Origin of the sequence: Spiroplasma floricola 23-6 (assembly GCF_002813555.1) — a bacterium.
Lineage (GTDB): Bacteria > Bacillota_I > Bacilli_A > Mycoplasmatales > Mycoplasmataceae > Spiroplasma_A > Spiroplasma_A floricola.
On the sequence record NZ_CP025057.1, the window covers coordinates 1 to 23,281 of the forward strand.

The 23,281-nt window shown below is 25.2% G+C and carries 20 protein-coding genes and 1 other RNA gene; all 21 read left to right on the plus strand.

Going from position 1 to position 23,281, the window contains the following annotated elements:
* The 21 genes from dnaA (at position 1) to SFLOR_RS00105 (ending at position 23,247) form a co-directional block, all read left to right on the plus strand.
* Positions 1-1,332, plus strand: coding sequence for a chromosomal replication initiator protein DnaA (dnaA, locus tag SFLOR_RS00005; RefSeq protein WP_100916060.1), 1,332 nt, complete (start codon positions 1-3; stop codon positions 1,330-1,332).
* Positions 1,333-1,464: 132 nt separating this feature from the next.
* Entirely contained in the window at positions 1,465-2,589 is a 1,125-nt protein-coding gene (gene dnaN, locus SFLOR_RS00010; RefSeq protein WP_100916061.1) for a DNA polymerase III subunit beta, read from the plus strand.
* Positions 2,590-2,656: 67 nt separating this feature from the next.
* Entirely contained in the window at positions 2,657-4,561 is a 1,905-nt protein-coding gene (gyrB, locus tag SFLOR_RS00015; RefSeq protein WP_100916062.1) for a DNA topoisomerase (ATP-hydrolyzing) subunit B, read from the plus strand.
* Between the two features lie 26 nt (positions 4,562-4,587).
* Positions 4,588-7,020: a DNA topoisomerase (ATP-hydrolyzing) subunit A gene (gyrA, locus tag SFLOR_RS00020; protein WP_100916063.1), complete on the plus strand. Its 2,433-nt coding sequence runs from the start codon at positions 4,588-4,590 to the stop codon at positions 7,018-7,020.
* A 1-nt stretch (position 7,021) separates the two neighbouring features.
* On the plus strand, positions 7,022-8,287 hold the full coding sequence (gene serS / locus SFLOR_RS00025; protein WP_100916064.1) for a serine--tRNA ligase: 1,266 nt from the start codon (positions 7,022-7,024) through the stop codon (positions 8,285-8,287).
* Positions 8,288-8,392: 105 nt separating this feature from the next.
* Positions 8,393-8,490, plus strand: an RNA gene (gene ffs / locus SFLOR_RS00030) — signal recognition particle sRNA small type.
* A 19-nt stretch (positions 8,491-8,509) separates the two neighbouring features.
* Positions 8,510-8,935: a nucleoside deaminase gene (locus SFLOR_RS00035; protein ID WP_100916065.1), complete on the plus strand. Its 426-nt coding sequence runs from the start codon at positions 8,510-8,512 to the stop codon at positions 8,933-8,935.
* Positions 8,936-8,968: 33 nt separating this feature from the next.
* A complete protein-coding gene (dnaX, locus tag SFLOR_RS00040) occupies positions 8,969-10,957 on the plus strand; it encodes a DNA polymerase III subunit gamma/tau (protein ID WP_100916066.1) in 1,989 nt (662 codons plus the stop codon).
* Positions 10,957-11,529: a toprim domain-containing protein gene (locus SFLOR_RS00045; protein ID WP_100916067.1), complete on the plus strand. Its 573-nt coding sequence runs from the start codon at positions 10,957-10,959 to the stop codon at positions 11,527-11,529. The genes dnaX and SFLOR_RS00045 overlap by 1 nt, the downstream gene beginning before the upstream one ends.
* Before the next feature lie 12 nt (positions 11,530-11,541).
* On the plus strand, positions 11,542-12,171 hold the full coding sequence (gene tmk, locus SFLOR_RS00050; RefSeq protein ID WP_100916068.1) for a dTMP kinase: 630 nt from the start codon (positions 11,542-11,544) through the stop codon (positions 12,169-12,171).
* Positions 12,171-12,917: a hypothetical protein gene (locus tag SFLOR_RS00055; protein ID WP_100916069.1), complete on the plus strand. Its 747-nt coding sequence runs from the start codon at positions 12,171-12,173 to the stop codon at positions 12,915-12,917. Before tmk ends, SFLOR_RS00055 begins: the two co-directional genes overlap by 1 nt.
* On the plus strand, positions 12,917-13,639 hold the full coding sequence (locus tag SFLOR_RS00060; protein WP_100916070.1) for a tRNA1(Val) (adenine(37)-N6)-methyltransferase: 723 nt from the start codon (positions 12,917-12,919) through the stop codon (positions 13,637-13,639). The genes SFLOR_RS00055 and SFLOR_RS00060 overlap by 1 nt, the downstream gene beginning before the upstream one ends.
* A complete protein-coding gene (gene tilS, locus SFLOR_RS00065) occupies positions 13,632-14,777 on the plus strand; it encodes a tRNA lysidine(34) synthetase TilS (RefSeq protein ID WP_169919174.1) in 1,146 nt (381 codons plus the stop codon). The genes SFLOR_RS00060 and tilS overlap by 8 nt, the downstream gene beginning before the upstream one ends.
* Positions 14,778-14,816: 39 nt before the next feature.
* Positions 14,817-16,736 carry an ATP-dependent zinc metalloprotease FtsH gene (gene ftsH / locus SFLOR_RS00070; RefSeq protein WP_100916072.1) on the plus strand — a complete coding sequence of 640 codons (1,920 nt, stop codon included), beginning with the start codon at positions 14,817-14,819 and terminating at the stop codon, positions 16,734-16,736.
* A 76-nt stretch (positions 16,737-16,812) separates the two neighbouring features.
* Positions 16,813-17,664 (plus strand): Hsp33 family molecular chaperone HslO, encoded by an 852-nt coding sequence (locus SFLOR_RS00075; protein ID WP_100916073.1) that lies wholly within the window; start codon positions 16,813-16,815, stop codon positions 17,662-17,664.
* Positions 17,665-17,716: 52 nt separating this feature from the next.
* On the plus strand, positions 17,717-18,682 hold the full coding sequence (locus tag SFLOR_RS00080; protein ID WP_100916074.1) for an ATP-binding cassette domain-containing protein: 966 nt from the start codon (positions 17,717-17,719) through the stop codon (positions 18,680-18,682).
* A 98-nt stretch (positions 18,683-18,780) separates the two neighbouring features.
* Positions 18,781-19,095, plus strand: a complete 315-nt coding sequence (locus SFLOR_RS00085; RefSeq protein WP_100916075.1) for a DUF1904 family protein — start codon at positions 18,781-18,783, stop codon at positions 19,093-19,095.
* The gene (gene dusB / locus SFLOR_RS00090; protein WP_100916076.1) at positions 19,095-20,081 is read left to right on the plus strand and encodes a tRNA dihydrouridine synthase DusB; all 987 of its coding nucleotides are present in this window, start codon (positions 19,095-19,097) and stop codon (positions 20,079-20,081) included. The genes SFLOR_RS00085 and dusB overlap by 1 nt, the downstream gene beginning before the upstream one ends.
* Positions 20,082-20,085: 4 nt before the next feature.
* Positions 20,086-21,594, plus strand: a complete 1,509-nt coding sequence (gene lysS, locus SFLOR_RS00095; RefSeq protein ID WP_100916077.1) for a lysine--tRNA ligase — start codon at positions 20,086-20,088, stop codon at positions 21,592-21,594.
* On the plus strand, positions 21,594-22,601 hold the full coding sequence (locus SFLOR_RS00100; protein ID WP_100916078.1) for a class-II aminoacyl-tRNA synthetase family protein: 1,008 nt from the start codon (positions 21,594-21,596) through the stop codon (positions 22,599-22,601). Before lysS ends, SFLOR_RS00100 begins: the two co-directional genes overlap by 1 nt.
* 46 nt (positions 22,602-22,647) lie before the next feature.
* The gene (locus SFLOR_RS00105; protein WP_100916079.1) at positions 22,648-23,247 is read left to right on the plus strand and encodes an IspD/TarI family cytidylyltransferase; all 600 of its coding nucleotides are present in this window, start codon (positions 22,648-22,650) and stop codon (positions 23,245-23,247) included.
* The last annotated feature ends 34 nt before the right edge of the window (positions 23,248-23,281 follow it).

Below are 23,281 nucleotides of genomic sequence, written 5' to 3' on the forward strand. Positions count from 1 at the left end.
ATGACTAACACAATCTTATGAAAAGAAATTAAAAAATGACTAATTTCTTCGGACTTAATAGAGCCAAATGTATATGAAGAGTATGTTAAAAACGCTTCAATTGAAGATCTTTCTGATAATCAAAAGGCTATTGTTGTCAACAAAGATCTTTCAAAATATTATTTAGAAAATATTGGTAATGAACTTAAACAAAAAATAAGTAGTATTTTGGAAAAAGATACTACAATTGTCTTTTTATCAAAAGAAGAATATAAAAAAGAAAAAAAAATAAATGAAATTATTACCAATAAAAAGAAAAATAATAATGGAAAAGAGTTTATATTTGATAGTTTTATTTCAGGAAAAAGTAACAGTGAAGCTTATAATGCTTCAAAAGCAGTTATTAATAATTTAGGAAATAAATGAAATCCTTTATTTATTTACGGAGATTCAGGGCTAGGAAAAACTCATTTGCTTAAGGCTATAAGCAATGAATTGAGCAATATAAACAGTGATCTAATTGTTAAATATTATGCTTCAAATGACTTTAGAAGAGAAATATTAGATTCATTATTAGGTGGTTTTAAAGAAATAGAACAAACTAAAAGTGAAATGACTGAAATAGATGTGTTATTAATTGATGATATTCAATTTTTGGCAAACAGCGGTAAAACAAATGAAATTTTCTTTAATATATTTAATACTTTCATAGAAGAAGGAAAACAAATAGTAATTTCCTCAGATAAATTCCCTGAACTTTTAAATGGTTTTGATAAAAGACTTGTTTCAAGATTTAATCAGGGTTTAAGTGTAAAAATTGAAACTCCAGATTTAGATACTGCATTAAAAATAATTGAATATAAAATGCAAGTAGCAAATTTAAAACTTGGAGAAGATTCAAAAAAGTATATCGCATCTCATTTTGGATCAGATGTTAGGAAAATCGAAGGAATTATTAATAAAATTGAGTTTAAATTAATTCAAGAAAAGGAAACTATTAATGAAATTATTGAATTAGATACAATTCAAAAGTTACTTGAAGATTATTCATATGCTCCTGGAGGAGAAATAACTGTACAAAAGATTAAAAATGTTGTTGCTCAAAACTATGGTGTTAATGTTAAATCAATTGATGCTAAAAATAAAGTATCAAGTGTTGTTCTTGCAAGACATGTTTCAATGTATTTAACAAATGAATTAATGAAAAAAAACTACTCAGAAGTTGGTATTTTATTTGGTGGTAAAGACCATACAACTGTAATTAATGCATGTAATAAAATTAAAAAGATAGTTGCTGAAGATAAAATTTTTAAAGCTACTATAAATAAAATTAAAAAGGAAATAACTTCTTAATTTTATTAAGAGTTAATAAGTGATAAGATTAATTTATATTTCTCTTTATTTGTTTAGCTTATTTAAAGTTATCCACAATTTAAGAGCATAATAATAATATAAATAATTATTAATAAATATGGAGGTATTTAAATGTTTTTTAGTATAAATAGATTAGTGTTTATAGAAGAAATCAATAAATGTAATAGAATTATTGATGCAAAAACACCAACACCTAGTTTATCTGGAATTTTATTAGAAGTTGAAGCTGACAAAGTATCGTTAATATCTTCTAATACTTCTATGTCTATTAAAACAATTATAGATATAGGAACTAGTGATTTATTAATTAAAGAAACTGGTTCAATTTTAATAAGAGGAAAATACTTTATTGAAATTTTAAGAAGAATGGATGATGAAACTATTAATATTTCAAGTGTTGAAGATAATCTTGTTTTTTTATCAGGAGAAAAATCAGAATTCTCACTTAATATTTTAAATTATACTGATTATCCTTTAATTGCTTTTAGAGAAAAAGGAAACACTGTAGTTGTTAATAATATGGATCTTAAAAAGAGTCTTAATCAAACAATCATCTCGGTTAATGAATGAAATCAGAAAATAGTATTAGCTGGATTAAATTTTTCATTAGATGATTCAATGTTTTATATTACAGGAACAGATGGTTTTAGAGTTTCAAGAAAAAGAACTAATATATTAGATAAAATTCCTGAAAAATTTGAAACAAATATTCCTCACAAAAGTATTTTAGAAATTATTAAGTTACTTCCTGAAAAAGGTGAATGTAAAATTGTTTCAACAGAAAGTCATGTTACTTTTATAATTAATAATACAATCTTTCAAACTATAATATTAGAAGGACAATTTCCAAATGTGAATGCAGTGTTTCCAACTGATTTTAATACAACATTATATATGGAAAATAAGAAATTCTTTAAATTAATCTCTAGAGCAGATATTCCAAGTGAAGATAATGCTTCAACAGTTGTAAATTTAATTTTAAACAATGATAGTATTTTTATTAAATCTAATATTCATCAAATAGGAAGTTTTGAAGAAGTTTTTAAAGACTTTGAATTAAAGGGATTGGATGAACAAAATATTTGTTTTAACTCGAAATATTTAATTGACTCTTTAAAAACTTTTGAAACAAAAAATATAGAAATTAATTTAATTGATTCTAAAAAGCCAATAGTAATTTCTTCATCAGAAGATATTAACCTAAGTCAAATAATATTACCTATGTTTTCAAATTAACTCATAACTAGACTACATTTTTGACTGACTTAAATGATATAATTAAGTTTGTGAGAGGTATTTTATTATGGAAAATAATAAGTATGGAGCTGGCCAAATTCAAGTTCTTGAAGGGCTGGAAGCTGTTAGAAAAAGACCTGGTATGTATATTGGAAATACAAATAAAGCAGGTCTTCATCATATGATTTGAGAAGTATTAGATAACTCTGTTGATGAAGCATTAGCAGGTTTTTGTAATGAAATATCTATTTTTATAACTGAAGATAATGAAATTATAATTCAAGATAATGGTAGAGGTATTCCAGTTGATATACATCCTAAAACTGGAAAAACAACTTTAGAAACAATTTTTAATGTTTTACATGCTGGTGGTAAATTTGATGAGTCTACTTATAAAGTTTCAGGTGGACTGCATGGAGTTGGAGCATCAGTAGTTAATGCACTTTCTTTGTATGTTGAAGCAATGATTTTGAGAGATGGAAAAATTTATTATCAAAAATTTTCAGAAGGTGGAACTAAAGCAACTGAAATTGAAGTGATAGGAATTTCGGACTCAAATGGTTCAATTATTAAATTTAAACCAGATCCAGAAATTTTTAAAGAAACTACAGAATTTGATTTTAAAGTAGTTCAAGGAAAAATTAGACAATTAGCTTTTTTAAATAAAAAACTTAAATTAAATTTATATGATCAAAGAACAGATAAATATATAAGCTATATTTTTGAAGATGGAATTAAAGATTATATAAAAGAAATTAATAGTGGAAAAGAAAAAGTACATGATGAAATTTTTTATGTGTCTAGTAGTTCAAATGACATTGAAGTTGAAGTATCAATTCAATATAATGAAACATACGATGAAAATGTATTTTCATTTTGTAATAATATTTTTACATCTGAAGGTGGTTCACATGAGGAAGGATTTAAAAGTTCACTTATAAAATCAATTAACTCATATGTAAATGACTCAAAAAGTTTTAAAGGTAATAAATTTACTTGAGATGATTTAAAAGAAGGAATTGTTTCTGTTATTTCTATAAAACACAGAGATCCATTATATGAAGGACAAACAAAAGCTAAACTTTCTAATAATGATGCTAAAGATGCAGTCTCAGATGTTTTAAATGAAGCATTTAAAGAATTTTTATTAAAAAATCCTAATGATGCCAAAAAAATAATAGAAAAAGTTTTAATTTCTCAAAAAGCAAGAAAAGCAGCACAAAGAGCTAGAGAAGATACAAGAAGAAAATCTGCAATCGATAATTTTTCACTTCCAGGAAAATTAGCTGATTGTGAATCTAAAGACATAGAAGAATGTGAACTATATTTGGTTGAGGGAGATTCAGCTGGTGGAAGTGCAAAAACAGGTAGAAATAGAAAAACTCAAGCTATACTTTCTCTAAGAGGAAAAGTTTTAAACGTAGAAAAAGTAAAACAATCAAAAGTATTTGATAATAATGAAATTCAATCAATTATAGCAGCAGTTGGTATTGGTGTTAAAAAAGATATTAATCTTAAAAAACTAAGATATGGAAAAATAATAATTATGACTGATGCAGATGTAGATGGAGCTCATATTAGAGTTTTACTATTAACATTCTTTTATAGATATATGAAAGAATTAATTTTAAATGGAAATGTATATATTGCTCAACCTCCTCTTTATAAAATTGATGCTGGAAAAAATAATATGGATTATGCATATAACGATATGGAATTAGAACAACTAAAAGTAGAAAAATATAAAGATTTAAAATATACAATTCAAAGATATAAAGGACTTGGAGAAATGGATCCAATTCAATTGTGAGAAACAACAATGGATCCAAATAGAAGAACAATGATACAAATTAAAGTAGAAGATGCTTTTCTTGCAAATGAAGTTTTCTCAAGTTTAATGGGAGAAAATGTTGATTTAAGAAAACAATTTATTACTGAAAATGCTCAATTTGTAGAAAATATAGATATTTAAAAAAAAAAAAAAAAGAAGGTGAAAAAATGAGCGATATTAAGCATGGCCGTATTTTGGAAATGGATATTAAAAATGAAGTAGAAAAAGATTTTTTAGAATATTCAATGAGCGTTATTGTTAGTCGTGCTCTTCCTGATTTAAAAGATGGTTTAAAGCCAGTTCATAGAAGAATTATTTACGCTATGAATGATTTAAAAATAACATCAGATACACCTCATAAAAAGTCTGCACGTATTGTTGGAGAAGTTATAGGTAAATATCATCCACATGGAGATACTTCAGTTTATGAAGCTATGGTAAGAATGTCGCAAGATTTTTCATATAGATATCCTCTTGTTGAAGGACATGGTAACTTTGGGTCAATTGATGGTGATGGAGCTGCTGCTATGCGTTATACTGAAGCAAGACTTGCAAAAATTGCATCAGTTTTATTAAAAGATATTGATATGGATACTGTTCCATTTGTTGACAACTATGATGCCTCTGAAAAAGAGCCAAAATATCTTACAGGTTATTTTCCAAATCTTTTAGTAAATGGAGCAACTGGTATTGCAGTTGGTATGGCAACAAATATACCACCTCATAATTTAAGAGAAGTTATTCAAGCAATTGTTGCTTATATTAAAGATGATCAAATTACTATTGATGATATTTTAAAATACATTAAAGGACCAGATTTTCCAACAGGAGCTTTAATGACAAATGGAAAAAGCATGATTGATGGTTATAAAACTGGTAGAGGTAATTTAATTATTAGATCTAAAATTGATATTGAAGAAACTAATAAAGGTCAAAGAATTGTTATTAGTGAAATCCCATATCAAACTAATAAATTAAAAATTGTTGAAAAAATAGCAGAACTTTATAAAAATAAATTGATAAGTGGAATATCAGATATTAGAGATGAATCAAACTATGAAGGTATTAGAATTGTAGTTGAACTTCAAAAGAATTCTAATCCACAATTAATTATTAAAAAGCTATATAAGTATACGAATTTGCAATCAAGTTTTGCAATTAATATGTTGTCTTTAAATAATGGAATCCCTGTTGTTTTGAACATAAAAGATATAATTAAATTTTATGTTAAATATCAAATCGAAATTATTGTTAAAAGAAGTATTTTTGAAAAAAATAAATTAAATGCAAGATTACATATTTTGAATGCAATTAGAATTACTTTGGATAATATAGATAAAATTATAAAAATAATTAAAGAATCTAAAACAACTGAAATAGCACATCAAAGATTATTTGAAGAATTTGGTTTTGATGAAAAACAATCAAAAGCAATATTAGATATGAGACTTCAAAGATTAGTTGGATTAGAAAGAGAAAAAATTGAACTAGATATTAAAAATATTGAAATAAGAATTTCTGAGTTAGAAGAAATTTTAGCATCAAAAGAAAAACAAAATAATCTTTTAATTGAACAACTTGAAGATATTGCTCAAAAATTTGGAGATGAAAGAAGAACAAAAATTATTGAAGAAGATGAAACTCAAATTGATGAGGAAGAGTTAATTCAAGACTCACAAATGTTAATTACTCTATCTGAACAAGGTTATATTAGAAGATTATCTAATGAGGAGTTCAAAACGCAAAAACGTGGTGGTAAAGGTATTATCATTAACAACAACCAAGATGATAATCTTGTTATAGCTAAAATTGGTAAAACTAAAGATGATGTTTTATTTTTTACAGACGAAGGAAAAATTTATAGAATCAAAGGTTATAATATCACTCAATTCTCAAGAAATGCTAGAGGTGTACCAGTAATTAACTTTATTGGAATAAACTCTTCTGAAAAAGTAACATCGATACTCTCACTAAAAGATAAAAAAAATGTTTATAAATATTTATTATTTGTAACTCAAAATGGAGTAGCAAAAAAAGTTGAAATTAACGAATTTAGCAGAATTAATAATTTTGGAAAAATTGCAATTAACTTAGATGAGGGAGATAAACTTGTTTCAGTTATTCCTACTGTTGGAGAAACTGAAATTTTAATCGCATCTCAAAATGGAAAAATAGTTAAGATAAATGAAAATGTATTTAGACCAATGTCGAGATCCTCAAGAGGAGTTAAGGGTATGGGACTAGATAAAAATGATATTGTTGTATCAGCATGCTCTAATTATAAAAATGAGTGTATAGCAACAATATCGGAAAAGGGTATTGTAAAGAAAACACTTATAAGTGATTATAACATTTTTGGTCGTGGTACTAAAGGTGTTGTTGGAATGAAATTAAGCAATAAAACTGGTAAATTTAAATCAATTCTTCCTATTAGAGAAACTGATGAAATTTTAATGGTATCTTCAAAAGGTAAAATTATAAAAATTGGAGCTCAAGATATTAATCTTCAATCTAGAAATTCTACAGGAGTTATTGGGTTTAGTTTAGAACATGATGAAAAAATTACAGCAGCAACATTAGAATGAAATAAAGGTGAGTAAAATGTTAGACATAAATAAAATAGAAAATGATTTTGAAAAAATATGTTTAGATCTATCTAAAAGAAATAAAAATTTTAAAAAAGAAATGGATGAAATTTTAAAATTAAATCAACTTAGAAAAAAAATAACTTTTGAAGTTGAGGAATTAAAATCTCAAAAAAATAAAATCTCAAAAGATATTGGAGTTTTTATAAAGGACAATAATCAAAAAGAAGTAGAAAAATTAAAAAATACTATTTCAGAAATTAGCATTAAGATTGAAAAATTAGATGCAAATTTAAAAGAAGTCAAAGATGATTTAAATTTAAAATTAAGTTATATTCCAAATATTCCAAATGAAAACATTCCATTAGGAAAAGATGATGAAGAAAATGTTGAAATTAAAAAATGAAGTTCAAAAGAATTAAAAGTTGGGGGAGAAGCTCATTGGGAAATAGCTTCAAAACTGGGCTTAGTAGATTTTGAATTAGGTTCAAAGTTATCTGGATCAAGATTTGTTGTTTATACAGATAAGGGAGCAAAAATGATTAGAGCTCTTACAGATGTATTAATTACAAGACACACACAAAATGGATATAAAGAAATGTGACTTCCATTAATTGTTAATAAAGAGAATATGTATGGAACAGGACAACTTCCAAAATTTGAAGAAGATGCGTATAAAATAGAAGAACAATATTTAATACCAACATCAGAAGTTCCTTTAACAAATACTGTAAGAGATAAAATTTTGGATAAAAAAGATCTACCACTTTACTTAACTTCTTTTACACAATGTTTTAGAAAAGAAGCAGGTAGTGCAGGAAGAGATACAAAAGGAATGATAAGACTACACCAATTCAACAAAGTTGAAATGGTTAAAATAACAGATAGTAACTCTTCATATGAAGAATTAGAAAAAATGCTATTAGATGCAGAAAACTGTTTACAATTATTCAATTTACCATATAGAGTTGTTGAATTGTGTGGTGGAGATATAGGCTTTTCATCTGCAAAAACTTATGATTTAGAAGTTTGATTCCCTAATCAAAATAAGTATAGAGAAATATCATCATGTTCAAATTGTTTAGATTTTCAAGCAAGAAGAATTATGGCAAGATATAAAACTGATGAAGGAAAAAATGAATATGTTCATACATTAAATGGTTCTGGATTAGCAGTAGATAGATTATTTGCAGCTATTATAGAAAACTATTATGATGGAGAAAAGCTAATTATTCCAGATATTTTAAGACCGTATTTTAATAATTTGGAGTTTATTAAATAATGTTTCACGTGAAACATTATTTTTATTTTTTTTATAAAATTGTTTCACGTGAAACAATTTTATAAAAAAAATAAAAGGTTCAATTTTACTTAAAAAATGTTATTATATATTTGTCATTGTAAGGGTGACGTTCGAATTTGGTCAGGACCGGAAGGTAGCAGCCATAAGAATCTAGTGCCCTGTACAGTGACTTTTTTATTTTTTGGGAGAAAAACAATTTATATGGAATTAATTTTTAATACGCTTTTAAAAGAGCTAAAAAAATGCAGTAAAAGTCAAGATGTACCTGTATCTGCATTATTAATAGATAAAAATAATAAAATAGTAACTAAATGTTTTAATAGTAGACAAAAAAAATACAATTTTACTAACCATGCAGAAATAAGAGTTTTAAATAAAATGTTTAAAAAAACAAAAAATAAAAATTTATCTGATTATACATTGGTAACCACATTAAAACCTTGTTTAATGTGTATTACAGTTATTGAGCAATCTAATATAACAAAAGTACTATATTATCTTGAAAATATAAAATGCAATTATAGTAGATTAGAAACAGATTTAAATTTTAAAAAAATTGGTAGTGATGATGAGGCAAGAACTTTTGAAAAAGAATTAAAAGATTTTTTTTCAAATTTGAGAAAATAACTATGTAAAATATTTATACAGAGGTATAGAATTATGGAAAACAAAAAATCACTTTATAGAGAATATAGACCCAAAAATTTTGATCAAGTAGCAGGACATGAAGGAATAAAAGAAATATTAATATCTCAAATAAACTCAAACTCATTTGGTCATGCTTTATTATTTTCTGGTCAAAGAGGAACAGGGAAAACATCTGTAGCAAAGATTTTTTCTAAGATTGTTAATTGCCAAAATCTAAATGGTTATAATCCTTGTGATGAATGTTTAAGTTGTAATGAGTTTAATAATAATTCACATGCTGATATTTTTGAAATTGATGCGGCTTCAAATAATGGTGTAGAAGAAATTAGAAACATTAAAGCAAATGTATCATTGATGCCTAATTTTTCTAAATATAAAGTTTACATTATAGATGAAGTTCATATGTTATCTAATTCTGCTTTTAATGCTTTGTTAAAAACTTTAGAGGAACCGCCTAAACATGTAATTTTTGTTTTAGCTACAACAGAGTTTTCAAAAATTCCCTCTACAATAATTTCAAGATGTCAATTATTTAATTTTAAAAAAATTGATCAAAAATCTTTAGAAAATAAAATTGAAGAAATTTGTAATAAAGAAGGTAAAAAAATAACAAAAGAAGCTCTTGATGAAATATATTATATGTCTGATGGTTCATTAAGAGATGCATTAAATTACTTAGAACAATCTTTAATAATTTCAGGAGATGAAGTATCCACTGAAATCATAAAAAAAATATTTTATATTGCAACTAAAAATGAAAAAATTAGTATTATTAAAAACGTTATTGATGGAAACTCTAAAGAAATAATTGATTATTTTGAAACATCAAATAATCAAGGAATAGATTTTCAAACTATGACTTTAAGCTTACTTGATATTTTAAAAGAAATAATTGAAGTTAAATTAACAGATGATTATCAGTTTTTATTAAATTTAACTCAAAAGGATTTTGAATATTTTAAAGATAAAGATATAAAAATACTGTTTGAGTTATCAGACAATATTGCTGATTCCTATACAAAGTCAAAAAACTCAAATATAAGTTTTCAATATATTTTAATTAATATATTGAAAACTATATCTAAAAATAAACTTATAAGTGTTGAAAAACAAATTGGTGAACTTTCTATTAATCAATTAAAAAATCAGGTAAATTATGCTGAAAAATTACAAAATAATGAAAATATAAATACAACTGAGAAAATAAATCATATAGAAGAAGCAAATCATATAGAAGAAGCAAATCATATAGAAGAAGCAAATCATATAGAAGAAGCAAATCATATAGAAGAAGCAAATCATATAGAAGAAGCAAATCATATAGAAGAAGCAAATCATATAGAAGAAGCAAATCATATAGAAGAAGCAAATCATATAGAAGAAGCAAATCATATAGAAGAAGCAAATCATATAGAAGAATTTTTTAGTTCTGAAGATGAATCTAAATTTTTAAAACTGCAAATGAAGTTATTAATTTCAGAATCTATTCTTTACAAAAAAAATATTAATTTTTCAAATGATCAAATAATAAATGTTCTTGTTGGTGCAAATAAGCAAATTAGAAGTTATTATGATGAAAAGTTAAGTTTAATTTTAAGTAAAGAGTCTATAAATCAAAATTCAGATTTAATTAAAAATTTTATAATGTTTTTCGGATCAAAAATTACTGCTGCAAGTAATGACTCAATAATTTTAGTTTGTGAAGAAAGAACTATTTCAAAATGAATAAATAATAGATTGCAAAATGAAAAAATTCGAAACTCAGTTTTTAAATATTTTGGAAAAGAGCTAAAAATTATCTCAATAGATAAAAAAAGATGATCAGAAATTAAAATTGATTTTATGGAAAGAAAACAAAATAATAAACTTGAGCCTTATAAAGAAATAAATGTGAACGACTTTTATAATAATTTAATTTTAGAGATTGATGAAAAAGAAAATGAATATTTGAAAAGAGCTAAAGAACTTTTGGGCTCTAAAAATATTAAGGTTGTGAATTAATGGAAAAAATAATAGAGGAATTAAAAAAAATTAATGGAATTAGCAAAAAAGCTGCTGAAAAAATAGTTTTTGATTTAATAATTGATAAAGAAAAAATTAACTCTCTTGAAGAACTACTTGAACAAATTAAAAACACTTATACTGAATGTGAAAAATGTTTCTTTTTTAAAGAAAACAATAAATGTGGTTTCTGTGATAATAAAAATAGAAATGCAAATATTATCTGTGTAGTTTCTACAAAAATGGATGCAATTAAAATTTTGGACAGTAGTTACAATGGATTAATTCATATTTTAAATGGAGAAATAAATTTAAATAAAAATATAGGTCCAGAAAAATTAAAATTGAGTGAATTATTTGTTAGAATTAATAAAGAAATTGAACTATTGTTAGCGTTAAATCTAACCTTTGAAGGAGAAGTTACTTCAAATTATATTGCAACTAAGGCTAAAAGTATAACTGAGAAAATTTCTAGAATAGCAAGAGGTATTCCTTTAGGAGGAGTTATTGATTATATTGATCAAGAAACTCTTAATGATGCTATTCTTAATAGAAAAAAATTAGAGAGTTAAGAGGATAATATTATGATATTTATTTCATTAGAAGGAATTGACGGTTCTGGTAAAACAACAATTGCAAAAATGATAAAAGATAATTTAATTCAAAAAGGATATGATGTTTTACTAACTAGAGAACCTGGTGGAGAACCATTAGCAGAAGAAATTAGAAGAATTATTCTTGATGAAAAAAATAAAATAAATCCATGAGCAGAAACTTTACTATATGTTGCAGCTAGAAAACAACATTTAGATTCAATAATCTTGCCTGCTCTAAAAGAAGGAACAATTGTTATCTGTGATAGATTTATGGATTCTACTTCAGCTTACCAAGGTTATGCAAGAAATATAGGTATGGCAGATGTTACTGAATTACAAAATATAGTTTTAGGTTCAACAAAACCTGATCTAACAATTTTTTTTGATATAACACCAAAGGAATCTCAAATAAGATTAATGAATAGAAAAAGAAGTGCTGATAGAATTGAACAAGAAAATCAAAAATTTCATGAAGCAGTTTATGAAGCATATCAAATTTTAATATCTGAAAATTCAGATAGAATTAAAGTTGTAGATTCTAGAAAACCAATAAGTGAAGTTTTACAACAAGTAGATTTCTTAATTGAAAATGCAATTAATGAAAGAATAAAAAAATAATGAAGAAAAAGGAAGTATTTAAAATTGTTAATGAGATGATAAAAAATAATAATTTTTATCATTCAATAATAATTTCAAGCGAAAATCAAAAAGATTTAGAAAATGTATCATTAGAAATTGTAAGGCAAATATATTGTTCTAATAAATCAATTGAAAATGATAAATGTAACTGATGTTTAAAAGTTATTAATCAAAACAATCTAAATACTCTTTTTATTGGAAATGGTGTAAATAAAATTTCTAAAGAAGAAATTAAAGAACTAATAATAAAGTTTTCTTCAACAGGAATTGAAGATAATAAAAATAAAGTTTATGTTCTAACTAACGGTGAAAATTTAAGTGAAGGTGCATCAAATGCAATTTTAAAATTTTTAGAAGAACCACCTAATAATACTTATGCAATAATTTTAACAAACGATAAAAATCAAATATTGCCAACAATTAGATCAAGATGTAAATTGTTCTCTTTAGAAAATGAAATATTTGAAGAATCTGAGGAGTCTAAAATTCTAAATCTTATATCTAAAAAAGATAGAAATGGTCTTTTTGAATATTTAATAGAGTTTAAGAAAATGAATAAAATTGATATATTGAAAACTCTTAATAGTACATTTGAAAAATCAGTTAAATTGGATTTAAAATATTTACAAGAAATTATTTTAGATACAATAAATGAAATAAAAATATCAAATTATATAAATCTTATTTTAGAGAATTTATTTATAAAAATATATGAGGTAATTTAATGAATGTAGAGAATAGTGTTTTAAATTATAAAGATCTGAAAATAATTCAAAATAATGAAATGTTTAATTTTTGTATTGATTCAGTTCTTCTTGCTAGATTTTGAAAACCTTCAAAAAAGTTTCAAAGTATTATTGATTTTGGAACTAATAATGCAATTATACCTTTGCTTTTATCTAAATATACAAAAGCAAAAATTGTGGGAGTAGAGATTCAAAATGAAGCTTGTGAAATAGCTATAAAAAATATTGAGTTAAATAAACTTTCAGATCAAATTCAAATTATTAATGACGATATTAAAAATTTTGCTAAAAATAAGAATAATGAATTTGATTTATTATTTTGTAATCCACCTTTTTTTAAGGTTGCAAAAAACTCTAATTTAAATAAAAGAAGTGAACTATTAACTCCTGCAAGACATGAAGTTTTTATAAAATTAGAAGAAATAATAGAAAGTGCAAAAATTGCACTTAAAAATGGTGGGCGACTGTTAATGATTCACTTAAGCGAAAGACTTGATGAAATAATATATATACTTAAAAAAAATAATTTTGCTATTAAAAGAATGCAGTTTGTATATTCAAAGAAAAATCAAGATGCTAAAAGAGTTTTAATTGAAGCTATAAATGATGGAAATGATGGTATGAAAATTTTAACTCCACTTTATATTCATAATAGTGATGGAAGTTACAAAAAAGATATTTTGGAAAAGTTCGGTGATTAAATTGTTAGAACAAAATAAAAAATATATTTTGGGACTATCGGGAGGACCAGATAGTGTTTTTCTTTTTTATTATCTTCTTGATAGAGGAATAAAAAACTTTATTGCTTGTCATGTTAATTATAATTTTAGAACTGACTCTAATAAAGACTTAGCTCTTGTAAAAAAAATGTGTGAAAAAAATAATATTAAATTAATATTCAAAAATATTAATCAAAATTATTCTGAATTAAATCAGAATTTTGAATCTTGAGCTAGAAAAATAAGATATGATTTTTTTTGCAAGGAATTAGAAAAAAATGGTGCACAAGCAATTTTAATTGCTCACAATTTGAATGATCATATAGAAACATATTTAATGCAAACTCAAAATAATAAAAAGGTTTCTTTTTATGGTATTAGAGCTGAATCCATTTATGAAAATAAAAAAATTATAAGGCCAATTATTTCATATAAAAAGTCTTTTATCTTGAAATATCTCAAAAGTCAAAATATTTCTTACATAATTGATAGCACTAATTCGGATATAAAATATGAAAGAAATAAAATTAGAAAGAATTTAAGTGAAAAGAGTTTTGATAATTTTATAAAAGAGATTGATTTAAAAAACGAGAAGATTAAAGAATATAACATTAAAATTGACTTACTGCTAAATTCTAAAGAGTTAGATCTATTAAATTTAAATAATAATGAAGAGTGAAACGAGTATTTAATTTTTAGGTTTCTAGAATATAATGGATTAAATGTAGAAATATATTGTTCTAAAAAATCCTTTATTAAAGAAATTATAAAACAATTAAAGTCTAATAAAAGTTTTATAGAAATCTCAAAAGGAAATTTTATTTTAATGAAGGATTATAATAAATTTAAAATAATAAATAAAAAAGAAATAAATATCTTTGAACTTAGTGATTTTGAAGATGAAAACTTTAAAAAATTTCTAATTGATAATAATATTAATGAAAATTCAAATATAATTATTACAAATAATTGAAAGAAATATCAATCTAAACTCTATGTAAATGATAAACTGCTTTCAAAGATTTATAAAAATAAAAAAGTAAATTATTTTGAAAGATACAAAAATGTTTTAATTTTTAATAAAACAAGCAAAATAGTTTTAAATAAAATAGACATATAATGTTAAAATTATTTATGATATTAGAAAAACGGTGAAATAATGAAAAAGAAAAAATCTGCATGATTATGACTTTTATTTATAGCGATGATAATAGTAATAGGAATTGTAATATGACAATTTATTGCTGCAACATCAGATAGACTAAGTTATAGTGATTTTCAGGATTTGATTAATAATAATAGAATAGAAGCTTCAAAAACGAGTGAAAAAATTTATAACTCTTTACATGTTATTTCAGGAGTATATACAAATTCTCAAGGAAATTCACGTAAATTTATAATTACTTTAAATAGTACACAATACAATGATTTATGAAATTCTTCAGAAGCTTTCAAAGTATTGGCACAATCTATTACTACACTAGAACAAGTAAATTCACCATATATGACACTTTTATTTAATTTATTACCAGTGGCAATATTAATGGGATTCTTTATTTGAACATTCTCTTCTATGTCTAAAGGTGGAATGGGCGGAGGAATGTTTGGCCCAGGTAAATCTACAAGACCTAGAGAAATTAAATCAGATGTTAAATTTACAGATGTTGCGGGAATAAATGAAGAAAAAACTGAATTAGTTGAATTAGTGGATTATTTAAAAAATCCAAATAAATATGCACAAATGGGTGCAAGAGTTCCTAAAGGAGTTCTAATGGAAGGTCCACCAGGAACAGGAAAAACTTTACTTGCTAAAGCTGTCGCTGGAGAAGCTGGAGTTGCATTTTTCTCAATGGCAGGTTCAGAATTTGAAGAAATGTTTGTTGGGTTAGGTGCAAGTAGAGTTAGAGATCTATTTAGTGACGCAAAAAAAGCAGCACCTTGTATTATTTTTATTGATGAAATTGATGCTGTTGGTAGAAAACGTAGTGGTGGAATGGGTTCATCAACAAATGAACAAACTTTAAACCAATTACTTGTTGAAATGGATGGGTTTGGATCAAACTCTGGTGTTATAGTTATGGCTGCAACAAACAGAGTAGATGTGCTTGATAGTGCATTATTAAGACCTGGAAGATTTGACAGAACTATCCAAATATCATTGCCAGATATTCGTGAAAGAGAAGATATATTAAAACTTCATGCAAGAAATAAATCAGTTTCACCTGAAATCAATTGAAAACGTATTGCTGAAAGAACTCCTGGTTTCTCTGGAGCTCAATTAGAAAACGTTCTTAACGAAGCTGCTATTCTTGTTGTTAGAGATAAAAGAAAAATGATTACAATAAATGATATTGATGAAGCAATCGATAGAGTTGTTGGTGGTCCTGCTAAAAAATCTAGGGCTATGACTTTACAAGATAAACAAATTGTTTCATATCACGAAGCTGGACATGCATTAATGGGATTAAAATTAGATTCTGCATCAAAAGTTCAAAAAGTAACAATTATACCTAGAGGTAATGCTGGAGGTTATACAATAATGACTCCAAAAGATGAATCAAATTTCTCATCTAAAGAAGATTTATTTGCATCAATAGCTGGTTATCTTGGAGGTAGAGCGGCTGAAGAAATTATGTTTGGTAAAAACAAAGTTACAACAGGAGCACATGATGATTTAGATAAAGCTACAAATATTGCTAGAAGAATGGTTACACAATTTGGTATGTCTTCATTAGGACTTACAAAATATTTGACTATGCAAGAAGAATCATATGGACAAACAAAAGGTGTATATTCAGATGAGGTTGCTTATAAAATTGATACTGAGATAAACATTATTTTAGAACAATGTTATGAAACTGCAATTGAAGTTATTAATAAACATAAAGATGTTTTGGAATTAATTGCAGAATCATTGAGAGTATTAGAAACACTTACAGCTGAGCAAATTGACTATATTGATAAACATAATCAATTACCAAAAGAAGTTATTGAAGAAAAAAATAGAAAAGCAATTGAAACTAAGAAAAAAGAATCAGGAGAAATATTAGAATTTGAACCTGATGAAGAAGTAAAATAAACACTTTAGTAAAAAGTGTTTTTTTATTGTTAAACAAGTATAATAAAATAGTTAAAATTATAAGGAGAATAAATATATGGACATGCAAATTAGAGCTTTAAGTGAAAAAAATAATGTGAAGATTTCAATAGTTGATATTACAGAAGGATTTAATGAAATAGTTAAACTTCAACAAACTAATCCTTTAGCATCTGTTGCTTTAGGAAGAACTATAATTAATAATTCTTTATTAAGTTTATCTTTAAAAGATGGAGAAAAAATGACATCAAATATAAATGGAATGGGATTAGGGGGTACAATTATTGCTGAATTTCAAGATAAAAATTTCAGAGGTTATATTCAAATACCCAATTTTGAAGTTGAGAAAATAGAAAAAGACAATGGTAGTCCCTTATCACAAGTTATAGGAACACAAGGTTTTTTGCAAGTCTCAAGAGATAATGGTGAAAAACAACCATATGTTTCAAGAGTAGAATTAGTTTCTGGAGAAGTAAATTTGGATTTTATGTATTATTTACAAAAAAGTGATCAAATACATTCATTAATAAGTTCAACAGTAAAAGTTGCAGATGATGGAACAATTGAAAAAGCATGTGGAATAATAATTCAAATGTTACCAGGATTTGTTGATGAGAATATTGACTTTATAGAAGAAAAAGTAGGTTCTCTTGATCACTTAGTAAAAACTTTAGTGGGTACAACAAATTATGAAGCTTTAATAAAAGATATTTGTGATGATGCGCAAATTTTAAATGTTGGAGAATTAAAATTCCAATGTACTTGTAATATTGAAAAAGTAATGGATTCTATAAAAATGTTAGGAGAAGAAGAAATTAAAAAAATTATTGAAGAAGGTGAAATGGTAGAAGTAGTTTGTGACTTTTGTAAAAAACAATATAATGTAAAATCCGAAGAAATTAGTAAATAATCTATGATAAAATTAGTTTGGTGTATTTAAGTTCTATATTAGGGAGATTAATATGGAAGATAAAAATTTAAAGCAACCTTCATCAAAAAAAGAAAAAGTTGCTAAAAAGGCTAAAGACACTGCAAGTTTAGAAAAGCCTCGTTTAAGAGAATTTGAACATATTCAGTTACCAGTTGTAACTGAAGAAGGTGTTAAAGGATTAAAACAAAAAAATAAAATCCAAAAGCAAAATACTGCAAAGTATTCAAAACAAATTTTAGAGGGTAAAATAGTTTCTACAACAGGCAATAAACCTGAAATAGAAAAAAATGTTATTGAGTTATACAACGTAAAAAGATGATATGTAACTGGAGATATGTTAACTCCTGTGTTGCGTGGTGTGGACTTGAAACTTGAAAAGGGTAAATTTATTGTAATTCTAGGACCATCTGGTTCAGGAAAAACAACTTTATTAAATACAATCTCAGGATTGGATAAAACATCTGAGGGTGATGTTTTTGTTCTAGGTAATAACTTGTCTTTATTAAAAGACTCACATTTAACAAAGTTCCGTAGAGAAAATGTTGGATTTATTTTTCAACAATATAATCTACTTTCAAACTTAACTGCAAAAGAAAATGCAGAAGTTGGAGAAAATCTAAGTAAATCAAAAGATAATAAAATGTCAATTGAAGAGATCTTTAAAACAATTGGTATGGAAGAACAAATGAATAAATATCCACACCAAATGTCAGGAGGGCAACAACAAAGGGTTTCAATTGCTAGAGCACTAGCTAAAAACCCAGAAATTCTATTTGGTGATGAACCAACTGGAGCTCTTGACGAAGAAATGGGTAGAAAAGTACTAGAAATTTTAGTTGATGTTAAAGAAAAATATAACACAACTGTAATTATTGTTACTCACAATCCAAATATTAGTGAAATTGGAGACACCGTAATTCATGTTAGAAATGGTTTAATTGATGAAATTAAACATAATGCTAAACCAAAAAGACCTTCAGATATTGATTGATCTTAAAAATTTAACTATAAAGCAACTCAATTGCTTTGTAGTTTTTTTATCTTAAAAGGTTTTAAAAAAGTATATAATTATATTTGTTAAAGGTGGGAAAAAATATGCCAATTTTTACTTTCAAAGGTGTAAGCCAAAATGAAGTTAATAAATATTTTGAAAAAATAGAAGAGCTAGCATCAATTATTGATACTGATATTAAAAAAATTGTATTTTGACATGATCCAAGCATATTGATTGCAAATGGTTATGAAAAAAATGCAATTGAAATAAGCATAAAGTGAATAGCAAGACCATCAAAACAAGAAGCAGTTGCTAAACATATTCAAAGTTTCTTTGCAAATATATCTAAAAATATCTATGTAACATTTCGTGAACTTAATAGTTTTTTATATTTAAATGGAGAATGTGTAGGTTAATGAAAATTAAAAATATTGATATTAAAGGTCAAGTCTTTTTAGGTCCTATGGCAGGAACTACTAATGCTGCCTTTAGAATTATTTGCAAAGAAAAGGGAGCATCTTTAGTTTATGCTGAAATGGTTAGTACAGAAGGTTTAGTTCATAATAATCAAAAAACTAAAACTATGATAGAAGTATCTGAATTAGAACATCCTATTACTCTACAAATTTTTGGTTTTGATGTTAACTCATTTGTTGAAGGTGCAAAAATAGTTGAAGAATTTTCAGAATGTGATGTTATTGATATAAATATGGGCTGTCCTGCACCAAAAGTAGCTCTAAGAAGTCAAGCTGGAGCAAATTTATTGAAATATCCAGAAAGAGTTGGAGAAGTAATAAAAGCTGTTGTGAAGAATACATCAAAACCAGTTACTGTTAAAATGAGAATTGGTTGAGATGAAGATAATAAAAATGTTGTTGAACTTGCAAAAATAGCAGAAGCAAATGGAGCAAGTGCAATTGCAGTTCATGGTAGAACTAGAAATCAATTTTATAATGGTAAAGCAGATTGAAGCTGAATTAAAAAAGTAAAGCAAGCAGTTAAAATCCCAGTTATTGGCAATGGTGATGTAACTGATGGACCATCAGCAAAAGCAATGATTGAAGAAACTGGATGTGATGGAATAATGATAGCAAGAGCTGCACAAGGTAATCCATGAGTCTTTAGAGAAATTCAACATTATTTGGATACTGGAGAATTTTTAGAAAAACCAACATATAAAGAGTGAAAAGAAACTGTTCTAAGACATGCAAATCTTTTAATTGAGATGCGTGGAGAAGAGTTTGCAATTAGAGAAATGAGAAAGCAACTTCTTTGATACTTAGGAACATTAGGTAGTGATTTGTTAATAAAAGAAATGAAACAAAAAGCTACTGCTATTGAGTCTTTAGAAGATATTAATAATATATTTGCAATTTATGAAAATAAGAATTTAGGAGAATAAAAAAATGAGTACTAATTTTGAACGAAATTTTTCAGAACAAGAAAACATTAGAAGAAATAAATTAAAAAAGCTAATTGAAAATAATAGAGATCCTTTTATTGAAAATCAATTTAATAGAACTCATTCATTAATAGAATTAAATGAAAAATTTAGTACTTTTTCAAAAGAAGAGTTACAAAAACAAGATAATAAAGTTTTAATAGCTGGAAGAATTAGATTATTTAGAGAAGCTGGTAAAAAAGCTCTTTTTCTAAATATTCAAGATCAAAATTCTTCAATTCAAGTTTATGCAAGACAAGATGAATTAGGAGAAACAGAGTTTGAATACTTTAGAGATTTAGATCTTGGAGATATTATAGGTATTGAAGGAATCATGATGAAAACAGATCATGGTGAACTAACAGTAAGAGTTAAAAATGCAAAACTACTTACTAAAGCTTTGAAACCACTACCAGATAAACATTCGGGAATGACAGACATAGAAGAAAAGTATAGAAGAAGGTATGTTGATTTAATAGTTAACCCTGAATCAAAACAAGTTTTTATTGATAGAACAAAAATTATAAGAACTATGCAAAATATTTTGGATTCTAAAGGATATATGGAAGTTGAAACTCCAATTTTACAATCTGTTAGAGGAGGAGCAAGTGCTAAACCTTTTGTAACACACTATAATGCATTGGGCAATGATTTCTTTTTGAGAATTGCAACAGAATTACACTTAAAAAGATGTATAGTAGGTGGTTTTGATGGAGTTTATGAAATTGGTAGAATTTTTAGAAATGAAGGAATTAGTACAAGACATAATCCTGAATTCACTTCAGTAGAACTATATGTTGCTTACAAGAATATGGATTTTTTAATGCAATTGTGTGAAGAATTATTCAGACAATGTTCTATTGCAGTAAGAAATACAACAAAAATTAATTATGCAGGTCATGATTTGGATTTAGCAAAACCTTTTAAAAGATGACACATGGTAGATGCAATTAAAGAAATTTGTGGAATAGATTTTTGAAAAGAAATGTCTTATGAAGAGGCATGTAAAATTGCAAAAGAACATAAAATAAAAGTTGAAAAACATCATTTTTCTGTTGGTCATATAATTAATTTATTTTTCGAAGAATTTGTGGAAGAAAAAATTATAGAACCAACATTTATTTGAGGACATCCAAGAGAAATATCACCACTTTCAAAATTAAATGAAAAAGATTCAAGATTCACAGATAGATTTGAATTATTCATTATAAACAGAGAATATGCAAATGCTTTTGCTGAATTAAATAATCCAATTGATCAGTATGAAAGATTTGTAGATCAAATTAAAGAAGCAAATGCAGGAAATGATGAAGCAAATGATATGGATATAGACTTTATTGAAGCTTTAGAATATGGTATGCCTCCAACTGCAGGTATTGGAATTGGTATTGATAGAATGGTTATGCTATTAACAAACTCAGAATCAATTAAAGATGTTTTATTATTTCCTCAAATGAAACCGAGAGCTAATTAATGAAATATGGTATAGGTTTAGGTTATGTTTCTAAATTAAATTTTCAAGAAACTATTGAAGGAATAGAATACATTAAAGAAAATATATTCTCATCTTTAAAAAAGAAATTCAATTTAATAAATATATCTAGTGGTTTAATAACAAATAAATATATATGGTTAAACGATGATTTTCAGCAAACAAAAAGATCAATTGATTTTGATATTTTAAGTCAAAATGAATATGGGGAAATAATTCAAGCAAATAATAAATGAAGAAGATATTTTTTAAAAAATTTTGAAGAAACTAATGAAAATATAAAAGGAATAATTACAACATTTATTTCAGTTAATAGAGATAATATTTTGGATAATGTTAATTCTTTAATATTTGAAGAAATAGGTTTAGAAATTCTTTGCAATGAAGTTAATATGGAAGAATTAAATAAAAGTTTAATTGATATTTATAAAATAATTTGCACAATAGATTCTAAAATAAGTGCTCAGTTTGAATCTTTAAATGAGTTTCATTTTTCCAAAACTCTTACATTTATCACTTATAAAAAATTAAAAGAACTTTATCCTTTTTTAACATTTTCAGAGAGATTAAATAAGTTTGGTAAAGATAATGGAAGCTTTGTAATTCAAGATTATGCTGAAAAAATATTTAATCAAAAAAATGTTGTTCAATTCTCAGAAGATGTTTTTAATCTAAAGACTTATTCAAAATTATATGTATATAATGGAGAATGTGAAAAAGCTATTTCTATAGCTTATGCAGGATTTCAAGTTGATAGAAAAACTCTTAAAAATCAAAATCTTATCCTTAAAGAAAACAGTAAAATTAATAATGAATATAATCACTTGATAAAGTCAAATGAATTGCCTCTAACTTTATCTATGGGTATTTTTACAAATAGAGTAGTTATGACAATTCTTGAAAAACAACATATCGGAGAGGTTCACTCATCTATATGAGGTAATGATTTTATAGAATATTGCAAAATAAATAATATTAAAATACTTTAATCACATTTAGCTGTGATTTTTTATTTATAATTAAGATGGTGATAAAATGGTATCTTTAATAATTGTAGCTAATGGAGCAAGCCAAAGATTTGGTGAAAATAAAATGTTAATAAAAATAGAAAATGATTTTTTAATAAATAAAACAATTAAATGTTTTGAACAAATTAAAGAAATTAAAGAAATTATTTTAGTTTCTAATGAAGAAATTTTTAATAGAGTAAAAAATAAAAAAACTCTTTTTGTAAATGGAGGTTTAACACGAACTGAATCAGTTAAAAAAGGATTGGAAAAAGTAAGTCAAGATTTTGTTTTAATTCATGATGGTGCAAGACCTTATGTTTCAAAAAAAATTATAGACTCTATAATAAGTAATTTAAAAGAAAATGATTGTGTAGTTCCTGTTTTAAAAGTTACAAATTGTTTAAAAAAAATTACTAATAATAAAGTTGAAACAGTTAATCGAGACAACTATGTACAATCACAAACACCTCAGGGATTTAAAACTGCAATTATTAAAAAAGCATTAAAAAATAATTTTTCTGACTTCTATGATGATTGTCAAATTATTGAAAATATGGAATATAAAATTAAATTTATTGAAGGAGATGAAAAAAACAAAAAAATCACCTTTATAAATGATTTATAGTTAAAATACTGTTTAAATAAGATTGCAAATATTG